Raw genomic sequence first — 15772 nt, 5'->3', positions numbered from 1 at the left:
TCGGTGGTCTCCGTGGTGTCAGACAACGGGGCTCGCCTCCCGGGGAGCGGGGGTGAGGTCCAGCCGCCGGTAGAGGTAGTACGCGGCGCAGGCGCCCTCGCTGGAGACCATCGTGGCTCCGAGCGGGGTGCGGGGGGTACAGAGGGTTCCGAACGCCTCGCACTCGTGCGGCTTGAGCAGGCCCTGAAGGACCTCGCCGCTGCGGCACTCGGCCGGTTCCCGGGTCTGGATGCCGTCGACCGAGAAGCGGTACTCGGCGTCGTGGTCACGGTACTTGGCGGACAGCCGCCAGCCGCTGTCGGGGATCACGCCGATACCGCGCCACGCCCGGTCGGTGACCTCGAAGACGTCCTCCAGCATCGCCCGCGCCGCCGCGTTCCCCTCCGGGCGGACGGCACGGGGGTAGGCGTTGTCGACGGTGTGCTCGCCACGCTCCAGCTGCGCCACGGTCCGGCGGACGCCCTCGAGGATGTCCAGCGGCTCGAATCCGGTCACCACGATCGGCACCCGGAAGCGCTCCGCGAGTTCCGGGTACTCCTCCACGCCCATCACGCTGCACACGTGTCCCGCCGCCAGGAAGCCCTGGACCCGGCAGCTCGGGGACTGCATGATCGCCTCGATGGCCGGGGGTACGCGCACGTGGGACACCAGCAGACTGAAGTTCCTGATGCCGAGCTTGCGGGCCTGGTACACCGTCATGGCGTTGGGCGGTGCGGTCGTCTCGAAGCCGATGCCGAAGAAGACCACCTCCCGGTCCGGGTTCTGCTGGGCGATCCGCAGGGCGTCGAGCGGCGAGTAGACGACCCGTACGTCGCCGCCCGCTCCCCGCACCTGGAACAGGTCCCGTCCGGTGCCGGGTACACGGAGCATGTCGCCGAAGGAACAGAAGATCACCCCGGGGCGGGAGGCGATCTCCAGTGCCTTGTCGATGACCTCCAGCGGTGTGACGCACACCGGACAGCCGGGGCCGTGGATCAACTCGACCTGCTCCGGCAGGAGTTGGTCGATACCGTGGCGGATGATGGTGTGCGTCTGTCCGCCGCAGACCTCCATCAGCGCCCACGGCCTGGTCACCGTGGAGTGGATGTCGTCGAGCAGCCTGCGCGCCAGGTCCGGGTCCTGGAACTCGTCGATGTACTTCACAGCCGCGCCCCCTCTCCCTCGGGCGGCAGGGTTCCGCCCGTCTCCGCGGCCATCTCCCAGGGGTCGCCGAACTCCTCCTGCAGCATGCCGAGGGTGGCGAACAGCTCCAGCGTCTGCTTCGCCGACTCCTCGTCCAGCCGCTGGAGGGCGAATCCGACGTGGACGATGGCGTACTCGCCGACCTGGAGGTCGGGCAGGTACTCCAGGCACACCTCCTTGACCACGCCGCCGAAGTCGACGTTGGCCATCCGGGTACCGTCCCGTTCTTCGATGTCCAGCACTCTGCCGGGTACCGCCAGGCACATGGGCCTCTCCTTGCTGTGGGGCGTGCGGGTCGTGCGGGTCGTGCGGGTCGTACGTCGTCGCCCGGCCGGACCGGTTCGTCAGTCGGTGGCGGGGGTCCGTTCCTCGGCGCGGGCGGCCACCACCAGCTGGCCCAGGGCCAGACCGCCGTCCCCCGGCGGCACCAGGTGGTGGCGCAGGACCGTGAAGCCGTCCGCGCGCAGGGCCGCGGCGCAGGCCGAGGAGAGCAGGGAGTTGGCGAAGACACCGCCGGTGAGGGCGACCGTGTCCACTCCGTGCCGCTCGCGTGCCAGCCCGCAGAACCGGCGGACGAGCGCGGCGACGGCCCGGTGGAAACGGGCCGCGACCACGCCAGGCGCCACTCCCGCGCGCAGATCAGCGACGATCGCCGCGAACACGGGTGCGGGATCCGCCAGGACGGGGGCCGGGTGTTCCAGGACGGCCGCCGGCCCGGCCGGGGTGGGCGCGCTGTCCGCCCGTGGGCCGCCGGTGCCCGGCACGACGGGCCGGTCCGGCTCCGCGCACCGCACGCCGAACCCGTACGCCCCGGTGTCCCCGGCGGGCGCCGTCAGCGCGGCGGCCTCCAGCTCGACCGCCGCCTGGGCCTCGTACCCGGACCGGTGGCAGACACCGGCCAGGGAGGACACGGCGTCGAAGAGCCGGCCCATGCTCGAGGTGGGGACGCAGTTCAGGTCACGCTCCAACTGCCGCGCTAGTACGAGGCGTTCGTCGGGCGGGCAGTCGGACACGCAGGCCAGGTCGTCGGACCAGTCGAGCCCGGCGGCCCGCAGATGCGCGAGCGCCATCCGGTACGGACGACGTACGGCGGCGTCACCGCCGGGCAGCGGCACGTACGCGAGGTGCCCGAACCGGACGAAGCCGTCGTAGTCCGCGAGCAGGAACTCGCCGCCCCACACCGCTCCGTCGTCGCCGTACCCCGTGCCGTCGAAGGCGACGCCGAGCACCGGGCGGCTGCCGTCGAGGCCCGCCTCGGCCATCGCGGAGGCGACATGGGCGTGATGGTGCTGGACGCGCACGACGGGCCGTCCCGTCGCGTTCCGGTCGGCCCAGCGGGCGGAGCGGTAGCCGGGATGCCGGTCGGCCGCCAGCAGTTCCGGGCGCACCGGGGTGATGGACTCCAGTTGCGCAACGGCCCGCTCGAAGGCCCGCTGGGTGGCGAGGTCGTCCATGTCGCCGATGTGGGCGGACAGCCAGGCGCGGCGGCCTTCGCCGAGGCAGAGCGCGTTCTTGAGGTCGCCGCCGACGGCGAGAGCCGGCCGGACGGGCACCGGGAGCGTCAGCGGCAGCGGGGCGTAGCCGCGGGCGCGGCGCACCATGAGCGGCTCGCCGTCGCACACCCGCAGCACCGAGTCGTCGCAGGGCACATGGATCGGGCGGTCGTGGGTGAGCCAGGCGTCGGCGAGGTGGGCCAGCCGCCGCAGTGCCTCCCCGTCGTCGGTGACGATCGGCTCGCCCGAGACGTTGCCGCTGGTCATGACGAGCAGGCGCGGGCCGTCGGGGTCGCCGGGCAGGCCGAACAGCAGATGGTGCAGGGGGGTGTACGGCAGCATCACGCCCAGGTCGGGGCTGCCGGGCGCGACGGACGCGGCCGGCCACGGGTCGTGCGCAGTGCGCGCGGTGCCGGCGCGGCGCAGCAGCACGATGGGGCGGGTGGCACCGGTGAGGAGGCCGCGTTCCTCAGCGCCGGGACGGACGAGGTGCCCGATGTCGTCGAGGTCCCTGGCCATGACCGCGAACGGCTTGTCGCCTCGGGCCTTTCGGCGGCGCAGCAGAGCGACGGCGTCGGGGTTCGTGGCGTCGCAGGCCAGGTGGTAGCCGCCCAGTCCCTTGACCGCGAGGATCGCGCCGTCCGCCAGGAGCCGGCGGGCCTCGGCGACCGGGGCGTCGGGCGTGACCGGCCGCGGCGGGCCGGCGTCTCCGGGCGGGGGGACGAGCAGCCGCAGCCGCGGGCCGCAGGCCGGGCAGGCGACGGGCTGGGCGTGGAAGCGCCGGTCGGCGGGGTCGGCGTACTCGCGCGCGCAGTCGGCGCACATCGGGAAGCCGGCCATGGTGGTGTGGGCGCGGTCGTAGGGCAGACCGGTGACGATCGTGAACCGGGGGCCGCAGTGGGTGCAGTTGACGAACGGGTGGCGGTGGCGCCGGTCGGCCGGGTCGGCGAGTTCACGCAGGCACGCTGCGCAGGTGGCGGTGTCCGGCGGGATCAGTGTGCGGGCCGGGCCGTCCGTGCGGGAGGCGAGGATGCTGAACGCGGTGTCGCCGGTGGCGGGCACCTCCTGGTGGTCGACGGACTCCACGCGGGCCAGCGGTGGCGCGTGCACGGCGAGGCCGTCGCAGAACCGGGCGACGGCCTCGGGCGCCCCCTCGACCTCGGCGACGACGCCTTCCGGGGTGTTGGTCACATGTCCGCGCAGGTCCAGGCCGGTGGCGAGGGTGTAGACGTACGGGCGGAAGCCGACGCCCTGCACCACGCCCCGCACGAGGACACGACGGCGCAGCGGCGTCTCGCCGAGGACGGCGGCAGGGGACCGGGGTTCGCTCACGAGTGGGAGTGCGCCATGGCGCCGGTGCCGTCGGGGTGCTCGTGGACGTGGGTGTGGGGAGCGGCGCCGGAGTGCGGGGAGGCGTCCGCGCGGTGGGCCATGACGGGGGCGTGCAGGGGGGCGCCGTCCGCGGCCGCCAGCGCCCGGTCGAGCAGGGTCCCGATCCCGAGGTCGCGGCGGACCGAGGTCAGCAGCACCTCGACGCCGGGGTTGACGCGTTCGACGTTCGCGCGGAACGCCGCCTCGTCGAACTCCACGGCCTCGGCGATGTCGGTCTTGGTGACGACGACCAGGTGGGCCAGGCCGAAGGCGGTGGGGTACTTGAGGGGTTTGTCCTCGCCCTCCGTGACGGAGGCGAGCACGACACGCAGGGTCTCCCCCAGGTCGTAGGAGGCCGGACAGACGAGGTTGCCGACGTTCTCCACGAACAGCAGCCGGGTGCGGTCGGGCAGCCAGCCCTCCACGTGGCGGCGGAGCATCTCGGCCTCCAGGTGGCACAGCCCGTCGGTGAGGACCTGCTTGACCGGGACGCCCGAGCGTGCGAGCCGCACCGCGTCGTTCTCGGTGGCGAGGTCGGCGGTGAGCGCGGCGACCGGCACGGACCGCCGCCGGGCCAGCTCCAGTTCGCGTTCCAGCAGGGCGGTCTTGCCGCTGCCGGGACTGGACAGCAGGTTGACGACGGTGGTGCCGCGGGCGGCCAGTTCGGCGCGCAGGGTGTGCGCGCTCTCGTCGTTCTTGGCGAGTACGGCCTGCTGCAGGTCGACCACACGGCACATGGTTCAGCGCTCCTCGGGGATCGGTTCGCGGAGGTGCGCGTGCGTGGGGCCGTCCTCCCACTGCACGCTGAGGATCTGCAGTTCGCGGCCCGCCGGCAGGTCGGTGCCGGCTCCGCCGCATCGCGGGCAGGTCAGCAGGGGCGGCATGCCGACGGCCCATTCGTGTGCGCAGGGTGCGCAGCGGGCCCGTCCGGGCACCGACTCGGTGACCAGTTCGGCGCCTTCGAGGAGGGTTCCGGCGCAGGCCAGTTCGAAGCAGAAGGACAGGGAGTCGGGCACGACGCCGGCGAGTTCGCCCACCTGGAGCCGTACCGAGCGCACGGCCGTGACGCCGCCGGCCCGTTCCGCCGCCTCTTCCACCTGGCCGATCACGGCCAGCGCGATGGACATCTCGTGCATCGGTCTCCGTCCTGGCAGGGGCCGGTCCGGGCCGGCCGCCGCCCGGTCGGCCGTCCCGTGGGTCGACCCGTGGGGCGGGGGTCCGCCGCCCTCATTAGAGGGGAGGCGTCCGGGGGCGGCGGCCCGGCGCGCCGTCGCCGCCCGGCCGGGTACGCCGTTCGCCGCAACAGCGCGGTACGCGTTCACGCGCCCCCTCGGCCATCCGGCCGGGCGGGCGCCGGCTCACATGCTGCGCATCCTCAGGTAGCGCCTGATGTCGGGCAGGGACTGCACGAGGACGGCGGCGACAACGGCGGCGACAACGCCGCCGACGAGGGTCTTGATCATGGTTCTCTCCTCACTTCGCGGCTTCGCCGACCGTGGCCCGCGGCGCGGACTCTCCCGGCTCGTCGGCCCGCAGCAACTCTTCGATCAGCCGGACGGCCTCCGGTACGGCGGCGGAGACCGGCGGGCTGAGGCCGATGCCCTCCTCCACCGAGGCCGGTTCGCAGCCGAGCACCAGCGTGCGCCGGGGCGGCCGGCCACCGGTTCCGGCGCAGAGGGTCCCGAGCAGCGCGAGCACGGTGTCGGGGGTCATGCGGTGCCCGTCGAGGACCGCACCGGGCGGCGCGTCCCCTTCGGCGGCGTCGTGCTCGATGACGTAGAGGGTGCCGGGTGCTTCGCCGCGCGCGGTGGCGTCGACCAGGATCAGGGTGTCGTAGCCGTCGAGGACCTGGTAGGCGAGATGGACTCCCCGTACGCCGATGTCCACGACCTCGACGTGTGCGGGCAGTTGCCTCCCGGTCAGGGCGCGCACGGTCTCGACGCCGAAGCCGTCGTCGCCGAGGAAGATGTTCCCGATGCCGGCGACGAGGACCCTGCCGAGCGGCGTGCGGGGCCGGTCCGGCGCGGCGCTCATGCGTCGTCCTCCAGCGGGGTGACCTCGTCCGGCTGGAAGTACAGGAAGCGGCCCTGTTCGCGGCGGATGTCGGCGCCCGGGTCGTCCTCGACCGTCACCGCGAGGTGCACCCCGCCGTCCACGTCGTGCAGGACGGCCTCGACCCTGGCGGTGCGCCCGGCCAGGAACAGGTCCTGGGCGTCGGTGCGCCGCAGGCCCGGCCGCAGCAGCACCCGGCTGCCCGCGCCCAAGGAGTGTCCGTCGACGACGACCCGGTCGTGCCCGGGGTCGAATCCGGCGTCGCCCGCCGGGTCCCACCACGGTGTGTCCGGTCGCGGTACCCCGAACTCGTCGGGGAATCCGTCCGCGGCGGGGGCGGGGGCCGATCCGGTCACCTCGCGCAGACTGCGCACGGCCCCGTGCAGTCGCTCCAGGACCTCGGGGGGCATCGAGTCCGCGAGGTCGATCACGGCGGCGGCCCGCTCGTCGGTACCCCGTGCCTCGCGCTTCTCCTCGTCGGTGAGGGCGGCGGTGCGCAGCGCGAGGATCTCGTCGATCTCGGTGGCGTCGTACAGGGCTCCGGGGCTCTCCGGGGCGATGGCCGGGTGGTCCTCCAGGATGATCGGCGAGGAGAGCACCACGTCGGCGCGGCCGGGTTCGCCCGCGAGGACGGGCCAGGTGTGGAGGTTGCGGCAGGCCGCGATCGCGCCCTTCGCCCACTCGGGGGGATCCGTCATGGAGAGGAACGACCCGGCGCTCAGTCCCATGAGGAGGTGGGCGGCCACCAGGGAGCGGGGCAGCGCCGCGTCCCGGTCGGCGGCCGCGCCGTCCGTGGGTGTCCAGGTGCTGGTGTTCTCGACGACGGCGGTCAGCCGCATCACCCGGTAGGGGCCGTCGAGTTCACGGGCCGACAGTCGCAGGACGCCCGTGGTCTCCTCGTAGCGGCGGATCATGCGGCCCACCGGGCGGCCGGTCTCGTCGAGGACGGGTTCGGTGTCCTCCGCGGCGGGGCGGTCGAAGGGGATCGTGACGCCGTCGCCGAGGAGTTCGTCGACCCGTACGACCGCCTCGACGCGTTCCTCGGTTCCCTCGTCCCAGGGGACCAGGATCCGGTCCCCCAGACGGAGTTCGCGGACCGTGTCGAAGCCGCCGTCGGGGCGCGCCCGCTGGACGGTCCTCCGCCGGGCGCGCAGGAAGCGCAGCTCGACCGCGAGGGTGGCGTCCGCCCTGGGTTCCATCAGGCACTCGGTGTGCTGGAAGTCGTGCTCCTCGGTCGCGGCGCCCCAGGTGGGCGGCACGAGGACCCCGAACTGCCAGCGCAGCCGGTTCTTGGCGGCGGAGGCCCGGTACGGGTACAGCACATAGCCCTCGAAGAGGACGGCGTCGGCGACCTGCCGGGCGAGGGCGAGACGTGCCTCGGTCTCCGGGGCGAACGTGGTCACGCTCACGGAGCGGTCCTTCCGGTGATACGGGTGAGGGTGGACCCCGGCCGGGACGTGCCGGGAGCCGCGCCGGAGCCTTCGTCGAGCAGTGCCCGCACGGTGGCCTCCCAGGACGGCAGCGCCCTGCGGGAGCGGAAGGCGAGCAGGGCGTCCATGGTGTCGTGGGGCAGCCGGATCCAGCCGCAGCCGGGGAAGTGCTGTTCGACCATCTCCCGCCAGGTGGCGACGGGCATCCGGAAGACGGCCTCGCGGTCCCACGGGACGGGCTCGACGCGGAAGCCGCCCGTTCCGGTGAACGCGGTGCCGGAGAAGAGCATCAGCAGCGGTACCTCGCCGTCGGTGAGGGCGTCGAAGTAGCGGGTCGCGGCGATGTCCATGTCGTAGGTGCAGGGCACGACGAGGTCCGTCTCGGTCTCCCCGGTGAAGGCGGGGACCATGACGGACACCTGTGCGAACTGCACCGGCTGGAGGGTGCTGCCCCAGCGGGACCGCTCGCCGAAGAGGTCGGCAAGCGCGTCGGCCTCGGCGGGCTCGTAGCCGCGTCGGGCGGGCTCGATGCGGATCTGGCAGCGCAGCGCGACGGCGTGCACCGGCTCGTCGCCGGAGGCGGTGACACGCAGCCGGAAGACGAGGGTCGGTCCGGCGGCGAACCGGTCGGCGCGCACGCCGGTGCAGGTGAACGAGAACTCGGTCACGGCCGGCTCTCCTCCCCCACGTCCCGGGTGCGTTCCCCGACCCTCTCGAAGAACGCGTCCAGGGCGGCGCGGGCCTCCGCGCCGCCGTCGAAGCCCTGCCACAACAGGCGCATCCGGCCGACCAGTTCGTAGCAGATGTCGATGGGCACGAGGGCGCACTCGACGCGGCCGTCGACGCGGCGCAGCAGCAGCGCCTCCACGTCGGGTTCGAGCAGTTCGGCGAGGCGGCTGCCGCCCAGCACGGTCTTCCAGACGGCGGGGTCGAGCTCGCTCTCGGTGGCCCCGGCCGGGCTCGGGTAGAGGGCCACCAGCCGGTCGAGCGCCGCGTTGCGGAAGAAGAAGGCGACGCCGACCGGGATCTGCAGCGCTTCCCAGGCACCGTCGTCGAGACGGTGGTCCGGGTCGGTGAGGTAGCGGTCCGGTACCGCGCGGAAGCGGCCCGCGGCGGCGGCGCCCGGCTGCTGCATGAGCAGGGCGCAGGGGAGGCAGGCGCAGACGATGGCCCGCTTCTCGGTGTCGACCAGGTGGCGGTGGTGCGCCTCGTCCACCGCCACCGCGCACAGTCCGCACCGCTCCGGGCGCGGCCCACGCCCGGTCAGGAACCTGCGCAGGCCCGGTCCTCGGGTGGCCGGGCCCGCGCCGGTGGGCGTGCTCACGCGGTCTTCGCCGGAGCCGGGCGGCCGGCGGCCCGGCGGTCCGGGCCGAGGCCGATCTGCAGCAGCGGGGGCTCCCCCGGCGTGCCGGCGGACTCCACCTCGACGGCCGTGACCTCGGGCGCGAAGCAGGCGAGCGCGTCCTCGGCGGCCTGTCGCGCCGTCGTCCCGTTCGCGGCGCACCCGCAGCCCGTGCCCGCCGCCTCGGCGGACCGGAGCCTGAGGGTTCCGGTCGTCTCGTCGAAGTCCACGACGGCCAGCTCGTGTTCCCGCACGGTGTCGAGGGCGCGGGCGATACGGGTCGCCCGGTCCTCTGGGTGCAGGTCGTGCAGGACGAGGAGGCTCGCGACCAGTTCGTCGCCGAGCAGCGGCGCGACCGGGTCGGCGTCGGCGCGACGGTTCGCGGGCGCGGAGAGCAGGTGGAGCGCCCGGGCCAGTCCGGCCCCGTAGAAGTCCATCAGGGCCTGCACCAGCTCCTCGGCCGCCGCGCGGACGGCCGGGTCACCGGTGGCGGCGAGCCGGTCGAGCACGTCCTCGATCCGCAGTCCGGTCTGCGTGGCGTTCACCGGGTGCGGCGCCTCGGCCGCCCGCGCGGCGTTCATCCGCCCAGTCCGCTCAGGCCGGTGGGCATGTGCATCTTCTGTACGGTCTTGCCGCCGCCCACGTACATGTGGACACCGCAGGGCAGGCAGGGGTCGAAGCTGCGGACGGCGCGCATGATGTCGATGCCCTTGAAGTTCTCCGGGGAGTTCTCCTCGAAGATCGGGGTGTTCTGCACGGCGTCCTCGTAGGGGCCTGGGGTGCCGAAGGTGTCCCGGGTGCTGGCGTTCCACGGGGTGGGCGGGTACGGGTGGTAGTTGGCGATCTTGCCGTCGCGGATCACCATGTGGTGGGAGAGGACACCGCGGACCGCCTCGGTGAAACCGACCCCGATGCTCTCGTCGGGCACCTCGAACTTCTCCCAGGTCTGGGTGCGTCCGGCGCGTACCTCCTCGAGGGCCTTCTCCGCGAAGTGCAGCGCGACGGCGGCGGTGTAGGCCTGGAAGTAGGTGCGGGCGCGGTTGCGCTCCAGCGCGTTGCTCCAGCGCGGGATCTTCCACTCGAAGGTGGTCTCGGGCTTCGTCATCGTGCGGGGCAGGTTGATGACGACGCTGTGCCCGGTGGCCTTGACGTAGCCGGTGTCGACGAGTCCGGACAGGGCGGTGGACCACAGTCGGGCGATGGGGCCGCCGCCGGTGTCCAGGGCGAGGTGGTCCTTGCCGTCGAACCAGCGGGGCGACATGACCCAGCTGTACTTGTCGTCGAAGTTCCGCTTCTGCGGGGCCGGGATGGTGTGCTGGTTCCACGGGTGCCGCGGGTCGACCGGGTTGCCGAGCGGGTCGTGGGTGACGAACTGCTCCTGGCCCTGCCAGTCCTCGTAGTAGGAACTGCCCAGCAGGATGCGGATGCCGAGGTTGATCTCGGTGAGGTCGTTGGTGACGAGTTTGCCGTCGACGACGATGCCGGGCGTGACGAACATCCGCCGGCCCCAGTCCGTCATGTTGGCGTAGGTGAAGTCGCAGTACTCGGGGTCGTTGAGCGCGCCCCAGCAGCCGAGCAGCACGCGCCGGCGTCCTACTTCCTCGTACCCGGGCAGGGCCTCGTAGAAGAAGTCGAAGAGGTCGTCGTGCAGGGGGACGACGCGCTTCATGAACTCCACGTAGCGCATCAGCCGGCTGAGGTAGTCCGTGAAGAGCTGTACGGAGGCGATGGTGCCGACGCCGCCCGGGTAGAGCGTGGAGGGGTGCACATGGCGCCCCTCCATGAGGCAGAACATCTCGCGGGTGTACCGGCTCACCTGGAGTGCCTCGCGGTAGAACTCGCCCTCGAGGGGGTTCAGGGAGCGCATGATGTCGGCGATGGTGCGGTAGCCGTGCTCCCCGGCGTGCGGTGCCTCGGTGCGCTCGGCGAGTTCGAGGACACCGGGGTTGGTCTCCCTGACCATCTTCTCGCAGTAGTCGACCCCGACCAGGTTCTCCTGGAAGATGTTGTGGTCGAACATGTACTCGGCGGACTCGCCGAGGTTGATGATCCACTCACCGAGGTGCGGGGGCTTCACGCCGTACGCCATGTTCTGCGCGTACACCGAACAGGTGGCATGGTTGTCGCCGCAGATCCCGCAGATGCGGCTGGTGATGAAGTGCGCGTCGCGGGGGTCCTTGCCCCGCATGAACACGCTGTACCCGCGGAAGACGGACGAGGTGCTGTAGCACTCCGCGACCCGCTTCTGCTTGAAGTCGATCTTCGTGTGGATGCCCAGGCTGCCCACGATCCGGGTGATCGGGTCCCAGGCCATCTCCATCAGGCCGCTACCGTCGCCGGCCGCCTTCGTCTTCGGTGCCATCGTCTGTGTCGTGCCCTTCTTCGCGCGGGTGGTCCGGGAGGGGTGGCCGGGGTGGTGGGGGTGCGTGCGTCTCAGGTGGGGCGGGGGATCACCACGGTGGCCGGTATCCGGTGGTGATCTTGTCCCCGGTGTGGCGCCACTTCGGCTCCTTGTCGACGGTCTGGGTCGTGAGGGTCCGCAGTCTGCGGACCACCGCGCCGTAGGCGCCGCTGGCCTTGGTGGACAACTTCGCGCCGGGGGGTTCGTCCATGAAGGGCATGAACTTGTCCGGGAAGCCGGGCATGGTGCAGGCGATACAGATGCCGCCGACGTTCGGGCAGCCGCCGATGCCGTTCATCCAGCCGCGCTTGGGCACGTTGCACTTGACGACCGGGCCCCAGCAGCCCAGTTTCACCAGGCACTTGGGCGAGTCGTAGGTGGTCGCGAACTCGCCCTGCTCGTAGTAGCCCGCCCGGTCGCAGCCCTCGTGCACGGTGGCGCCGAACAGCCACGCGGGGCGCAGCTTGTCGTCGAGGGGGATCATCGGGGCGGAGCCGGCCGCCTGGTACAGCAGATAGGTGAGCGTCTCGGCGAAGTTGTCCGGCTGGATCGGGCAGCCGGGGACGCAGACGATGGGGATGCCGGCGTGCGACGTCCAGTCCCAGCCCAGGTAGTCGGGCAGGCCCATCGCTCCGGTCGGGTTGCCCGCCATGGCGTGGATACCGCCGTAGGTGGCGCAGGTGCCGATGGCGACGACGGCCAGCGCCTTGGGGGCGAGCCGGTCGATCCACTCGCTGGTGGTGATCGGCTGGCCGGTCGCCGGGTCGTCCCCGAAACCGGACCAGTAACCCTCGGGCTTGATCGACTCGTTGGGGATGGACCCCTCGACGACCAGCACGAACGGGTCGATCTCGCCGCGCTCCCCCTTGAAGAACCACTCGATGAACGTGTCCGCGCCGCCGACCGGACCGCATTCGAAGTCGATGAGGGGCCAGTGGACCGCGATCTTCGGCAGGCCTGGCAGGCCGCCGAGGGCGATCTGCTCGATGCTCGGCTGCATCGCGGCCGTCAGCGCGACCGAGTCTCCGTCGCAGCTCAGCCCCGCGTTGATCCAGAGGATGTGGATCGTGGGGGTCTCGTCGGCAGGCGCACCACCGGCGTCCGTGGCGCCGGCCGTGCTCGGCGTCGTCGCTGTCATGGGACCGCCTCCTCGGGGAGGTGAGGGATGAGATCCCCTGGGGGAACGAAACCCCTTTTGGGGATGAAAGCCTTTAATTCGACTATCAGGTCTCTTGGTACCACCCCTCCGGCCGCGATGGGATGTGATGACCGTCCGTTCCAGTGACGGGGCCTGTCCGGTGCCCCTGCCCTCGCCGGTCCGGAGAGGCGCAGCGCCCCGCCGATCCGCGACGCCCTGGGTCGCCCGTCCAGGTGAAGGGGATCTCCGGTCGCCGGGCGGGGATGCGCATGACGGACTCCCGGCGGCGACGGTACGGGCGGCAGGGCCCCGGTCGACTGCGATGGTCGGACACCTCGTACGGAGCGTCGCCGACGACAGGCTGTGGGGTCACCCGAAAGCGGGGGTCGAGCCGCCACCCGGCGGCGGGCCGGGAGGGTCCCCCGCGACGGGGTCGATCAGGTCCCGGGTCCGAGGCCCGCTCAGAAGCTGGGCACGTGGGACAGCAGGGTCACCAGTCGTTCGGCGGGGGCGAACAGGGGTTCCAGGCGTCCGTACTCGGCGGCCTTGTCCGCCGGTGCGAGCAGACGCCCGGGGGTCAGCGCGGCACGCAGGGCGAGGCCGCGCCCCACGATCGCGTGATGCAGGATCCACAGGACCGGAACCGTCACGCCCGCGGGCTCGCGGCCGCAGGCGACCAGGGCGACCGCGCCGCGCAGGTTCTCGGTGACGGCGACCTTCGCGATGACGTCCCCGAAGGGTTCGACCAGGGAGTCCAGCGGTGCGGGCGCGCCCGCCGCGGACGGGAGGCGGTCGCACTTCGTGAACACCAGCACCAGCGGTGTCAGCCGCCCGTCGCGCTCGGCGAGGGCCCGCTGCACCAGCACGGCCAGTGAGGTGCGCGGGCGCTGGTCGCAGTCCGCGGCCGACCGCGCCTGCCGCAACCTCGCCGCGCAGGTGGCCCGCTACGGGGACACGCTGGGCCATCAGCTCTACGGGCCGACCGGATCGGACGACGACCTGACCGGGCTGCTGAGGACGGCACTGCAGGGAGTGGCGCACTCCATGGGGCTGGTGACGCGCGGGGAGGGGCCGGGCGGCGAGCCGGACGACGCCGCGATCGCGGTGGCGCTGACGGGGCTGCTCTCGCGCCTGGGAGACAGCCGGCAGCGGGAACACGTGGCCTTCGGGATCGGTGACGGCGCGTTGATGTTGTTGCGCGACGGAGCCTGGACCATTGCGTTCACGCCCGGCGAGACGGTGGCCGAGCGCGGGCTGCGGCTGCCCGCCGCCGCCCAGCAGGTGCGCTGCGTCCGTCTGACCACCCGTCCGGGTGACCTGCTGGCACTGCGCAGTTCGTCCCTGGCGGAGCTGCTGGTGCGCCCCGAGGCGGGAGACTGGTTCGCCGAGCGTTGGGCGGCGCGCCGGCCCTATCTCACCTCGTTCCTCTCCGAGGTGAACGTGCCGGTGCGGTCTCCCGGGGGCGACCGGACCGTCGTCTGCCTCTGGGACTTCGGCGAGGCCCGGGAGACCCCGCCGGCGGACTCCTGACCCACCCGGTCCGGCCCGGACCCGCCGGGCGCCGGGGCGGTACGCCGGCACCGCGATCCGGGTGAACGGGCTCGCTGCCCTCGTTGGCTGACTCGATGGCCCGAAGGGACACGCCGGCATCCGTGGGCCTCGCGGCCCAGCAACAGCTCGGCGGCGCGTCGACCAGGCCGGCAACGTCGTCCTGGAGCAGACGGTCTCCGCCGGCGACATCTTCCGCGCCTGCCCGCCGTCGTACCGGCGTGGAACGACTGCACCCGTCACGTCGGCGCCGCGTCGGCCCCACCACGACGTCATCCCAGACGGACGACCCCAGTAGCGGGTGCGGTCACCCCGGCGACCTCCCGCACACCGCCGGCGAGCACCGCGCACGTGAACGCGATCGCGGGGACCTTCCAGTCCCAGGAGGCGAACGCAATCACCGGTACGACGAACATCGAATGGACGGCGGAGACGGCGAATGCCCCCCGCGCCCAGCCTCCGCCGGTCGCCGACCGACGTACGGTCGTCCAGTGGCTCCACCACAGTCCGGCGGCCAGCGCCGCGATGCCGGCCATCAGAGCAGCACCGAGCCGGGCCACGTCAGCATCGGTCACGCTGTCGGGGTCCGGTGCGGTCGAGCCGGTCGCGTGCACGCTCAGTGCGACCGCGGTCCATCCGAGGGCCGCCGCACTCAGCAGGGAAGCCAGAAACACTGCGCGCCGCCGGTCCCAACTTGTCCCGGAATGCGTGGAGTTCGATTTCATGGCTCATTCTAACCACCGCCCCGAACACGGGCACCGGACATGGATACGGGTGGGGCCGGGGGCCGACGCCCCCGGACCTGTCAACCATGGGAGATCAGTGGCGCAGCCTGGCGCGCACCACCAGCGCGTCGTGGTCCGTGTACGTGGTCGGTTCGATCTCCAGCGTCGGCGCGGCGAGATTGCCGTAGACGTGCTGGATGCCGGGCGCCTGGGTTGCGGCCGTGTCAGTCAGCGTCCACTGCTTCTCAGGCGCGCACGAGGCGTGCCGGTTGACGTCGCCGGCGAAGACGGTGGACCGGCCACGGGAGGCGAGCACCCGGGTCAACTCGGCGCACTGGACCGAGTTGGCGGTGCCGGACGCCTCGCCGTCGGTGGAGAGGTGGCTGGTGCACACGTCCAGCTTGCGGGCTGTCGTCACGCAGAGCCAGCGTCGCTGCTCCACTCCGCTGAACACGGAGTACGGCGCGTCCTCGGATGCGCGGATCGCCTCCTTGGTCAGTACCGCGTTGCCGAAGAAGCCCCTTCCGTCAGGCGACTTGCAGGGCAGCGGGGCACCGTTGTAGATCACCGTGGCGAAGCGGTAGTGGAAGCGGGTGCGCTCCGCGATCGTGGCGACATCGCCACTGCACGCCTCGTTGAGCGTGACCGCGTCGACGTGGTTGGCCCGGATGCGGCCCACCACCTCGTCGACGACTTTCGGGTACTCGGTCTTGGCGTAGCAGCCTGCGTATCCGCTGGAGCACACGTTCATCTGCAGTAGCGCGAAGGTCCGGTGCGCGTCGTGCGCGTGCGTCCCTCCGGATGGGGCCGTGGTGGCAGCCACGGCGCTGTTCGGGGACAGCAGCAGCCCGGCGCCCAACAGGCAGCCGAGGATCAACGAGCGCAGAGGCCTCAAGGAAGATCTGATCATGAAGTGATTGTCTTGATGCGACACCAGGTCAGGAAGGCTGCTGGAAAAGAGTTCACCCCTCTCTCGCTCAGGCGTCACCGCCACCGGTGCGGGGCGCGCGTCCGCGGCGGAGGTGGCGTTGACGGTGATCCTTTGGAGGGAACACCCTGACAACGAACGAGTCCTGGCCGGCACGGTGCC

Annotated in this window: 17 protein-coding genes; 1 reads left to right on the top strand and 16 read right to left on the bottom strand. The window is 72.3% G+C overall.

Going from position 1 to position 15772, the window contains the following annotated elements:
• Positions 1-18: 18 nt before the first annotated feature.
• The 14 genes from hypD to OHB41_RS41340 all read right to left on the bottom strand — a co-directional run bounded on the left by hypD (position 19) and on the right by OHB41_RS41340 (position 13275).
• A complete protein-coding gene (gene hypD / locus OHB41_RS41400) occupies positions 19-1143 on the bottom strand; it encodes a hydrogenase formation protein HypD (protein ID WP_266705019.1) in 1125 nt (374 codons plus the stop codon).
• Positions 1140-1448, bottom strand: coding sequence for a HypC/HybG/HupF family hydrogenase formation chaperone (locus OHB41_RS41395; RefSeq protein WP_266705017.1), 309 nt, complete (start codon positions 1446-1448; stop codon positions 1140-1142). Before OHB41_RS41395 ends, hypD begins: the two co-directional genes overlap by 4 nt.
• A 78-nt stretch (positions 1449-1526) precedes the next feature.
• Positions 1527-4007, bottom strand: a complete 2481-nt coding sequence (gene hypF / locus OHB41_RS41390; RefSeq protein ID WP_266705015.1) for a carbamoyltransferase HypF — start codon at positions 4005-4007, stop codon at positions 1527-1529.
• The gene (gene hypB / locus OHB41_RS41385; RefSeq protein ID WP_266705013.1) at positions 4004-4783 is read right to left on the bottom strand and encodes a hydrogenase nickel incorporation protein HypB; all 780 of its coding nucleotides are present in this window, start codon (positions 4781-4783) and stop codon (positions 4004-4006) included. The genes hypF and hypB overlap by 4 nt, the downstream gene beginning before the upstream one ends.
• Before the next feature lie 3 nt (positions 4784-4786).
• Positions 4787-5182: a hydrogenase maturation nickel metallochaperone HypA gene (gene hypA / locus OHB41_RS41380; protein ID WP_266705011.1), complete on the bottom strand. Its 396-nt coding sequence runs from the start codon at positions 5180-5182 to the stop codon at positions 4787-4789.
• A gap of 222 nt (positions 5183-5404) precedes the next feature.
• Positions 5405-5509 carry a DUF6893 family small protein gene (locus tag OHB41_RS52765; RefSeq protein WP_381242641.1) on the bottom strand — a complete coding sequence of 35 codons (105 nt, stop codon included), beginning with the start codon at positions 5507-5509 and terminating at the stop codon, positions 5405-5407.
• Positions 5510-5519: 10 nt separating this feature from the next.
• Positions 5520-6080 (bottom strand): hydrogenase maturation protease, encoded by a 561-nt coding sequence (locus tag OHB41_RS41375; RefSeq protein WP_266705009.1) that lies wholly within the window; start codon positions 6078-6080, stop codon positions 5520-5522.
• Positions 6077-7507, bottom strand: a complete 1431-nt coding sequence (locus tag OHB41_RS41370) for a hypothetical protein (protein WP_266705007.1) — start codon at positions 7505-7507, stop codon at positions 6077-6079. Before OHB41_RS41370 ends, OHB41_RS41375 begins: the two co-directional genes overlap by 4 nt.
• The gene (locus OHB41_RS41365) at positions 7504-8196 is read right to left on the bottom strand and encodes a DUF6084 family protein (RefSeq protein ID WP_266705005.1); all 693 of its coding nucleotides are present in this window, start codon (positions 8194-8196) and stop codon (positions 7504-7506) included. The genes OHB41_RS41370 and OHB41_RS41365 overlap by 4 nt, the downstream gene beginning before the upstream one ends.
• Positions 8193-8852, bottom strand: a complete 660-nt coding sequence (locus tag OHB41_RS41360) for a DUF5947 family protein (protein WP_266705003.1) — start codon at positions 8850-8852, stop codon at positions 8193-8195. Before OHB41_RS41360 ends, OHB41_RS41365 begins: the two co-directional genes overlap by 4 nt.
• Positions 8849-9451: a NifU-related iron-sulfur-binding protein gene (locus OHB41_RS41355; RefSeq protein WP_266705001.1), complete on the bottom strand. Its 603-nt coding sequence runs from the start codon at positions 9449-9451 to the stop codon at positions 8849-8851. Before OHB41_RS41355 ends, OHB41_RS41360 begins: the two co-directional genes overlap by 4 nt.
• Positions 9448-11232 carry a nickel-dependent hydrogenase large subunit gene (locus OHB41_RS41350; RefSeq protein WP_266704999.1) on the bottom strand — a complete coding sequence of 595 codons (1785 nt, stop codon included), beginning with the start codon at positions 11230-11232 and terminating at the stop codon, positions 9448-9450. Before OHB41_RS41350 ends, OHB41_RS41355 begins: the two co-directional genes overlap by 4 nt.
• An 88-nt stretch (positions 11233-11320) precedes the next feature.
• Complete coding sequence (locus tag OHB41_RS41345; RefSeq protein ID WP_266704997.1) at positions 11321-12409, bottom strand: NADH-quinone oxidoreductase subunit B family protein; 1089 nt, start codon at positions 12407-12409, stop codon at positions 11321-11323.
• A 461-nt stretch (positions 12410-12870) separates the two neighbouring features.
• Positions 12871-13275: a hypothetical protein gene (locus OHB41_RS41340; RefSeq protein WP_266704995.1), complete on the bottom strand. Its 405-nt coding sequence runs from the start codon at positions 13273-13275 to the stop codon at positions 12871-12873.
• Positions 13276-13285: 10 nt separating this feature from the next.
• On the opposite strand from OHB41_RS41340, the gene OHB41_RS41335 reads away from it, so the two are divergent.
• Positions 13286-13939: a PP2C family serine/threonine-protein phosphatase gene (locus OHB41_RS41335; RefSeq protein ID WP_266704993.1), complete on the top strand. Its 654-nt coding sequence runs from the start codon at positions 13286-13288 to the stop codon at positions 13937-13939.
• Between the two features lie 290 nt (positions 13940-14229).
• On the opposite strand, the gene OHB41_RS41330 is transcribed toward OHB41_RS41335, so the two are convergent.
• The gene (locus OHB41_RS41330; protein WP_266704991.1) at positions 14230-14631 is read right to left on the bottom strand and encodes a hypothetical protein; all 402 of its coding nucleotides are present in this window, start codon (positions 14629-14631) and stop codon (positions 14230-14232) included.
• A gap of 145 nt (positions 14632-14776) precedes the next feature.
• Positions 14777-15592, bottom strand: coding sequence for an endonuclease/exonuclease/phosphatase family protein (locus OHB41_RS41325; protein WP_266704989.1), 816 nt, complete (start codon positions 15590-15592; stop codon positions 14777-14779).
• Between the last annotated feature and the right edge of the window lie 180 nt (positions 15593-15772).

The sequence above is a fragment of the Streptomyces sp. NBC_01571 genome, from assembly GCF_026339875.1.
GTDB lineage: Bacteria > Actinomycetota > Actinomycetes > Streptomycetales > Streptomycetaceae > Streptomyces.
The sequence above is the reverse complement of the archived record's forward strand: the minus strand, read 5'-3'. Positions and strand labels throughout refer to the sequence as shown.